Source organism: Kineococcus auxinigenes (genome assembly GCF_050871525.1).
In the GTDB taxonomy this organism is placed as follows: domain Bacteria; phylum Actinomycetota; class Actinomycetes; order Actinomycetales; family Kineococcaceae; genus Kineococcus.
This window is the reverse complement of sequence record NZ_JBKBCT010000167.1, coordinates 1-638: the sequence shown is the minus strand read 5'-3', so window position 1 is coordinate 638 and position 638 is coordinate 1. Positions and strand designations below refer to the sequence as shown.

Sequence of the window (638 nt, the reverse complement as noted above, 5' to 3'; positions counted from 1 at the left end):
CCATCGCGACGTTGCGCTGCTTCTCAGCCTTCACCAGAAGGCGGTTCAGCACCCGCAGGCGGTAGGCCTGATTTGCGATCGGGATCGACCCGGTTTCGGCAAGGAACTGCTTTCGGGTCTCTTCGAAGAGTTCGCGCCATTTCTTGCTTAGGGCGGCGCCGATCTTCTTGCTGGGGTCGTACGCCTCGCATTGCTGGCGACTGACCGTCAATCCGAATTGCTCTTTGACGGCGTCGGATACCTGATGGGGTGTGTCAAAGCAGGCCAACGCCTGCACGATGAACGCTTTCACGTCATCAGTGAGCGTTGCCATAATGTGAAATCTCGTCTAAGTCGCGTCTAAGCTATGCGGCTCTAGCCAATCATGTCCCACACGCACGTGCGACATCGATGCGCGCCACCTCCGGAGTGCAGTTCGCCGCAGACACCAGCTTGGCCAGCATCCCGTTGGAATCGCCTATGCCGTACCTACGCACCACGCCAACGAACTCCTCGACGTCATGTCCGCGCAGGAACAGCTTCGGTAATCCATCCTTGGTGAAGGCCGGGGCGCCGAAGGCATCCGTCTCTTGGCCGATGTGGTAAAGCTCGTGCTCCACCAGCGCGCAGAACTCAGCGTCTGAGCAATTAGCGCAGTA

Annotated in this window: 2 protein-coding genes; both read right to left on the bottom strand. The window is 58.9% G+C overall.

Annotated features, from left to right (window positions below; translation table 11 throughout):
- Positions 1-313 (bottom strand): DUF2280 domain-containing protein (locus ACRYR9_RS19825; protein ID WP_432540236.1); only part of this gene is annotated, 313 nt, incomplete at its 3' end.
- Between the two features lie 49 nt (positions 314-362).
- A partial coding sequence (locus ACRYR9_RS19820) for a putative metallopeptidase (protein WP_432540235.1) occupies positions 363-638 on the bottom strand: 276 nt, incomplete at its 5' end.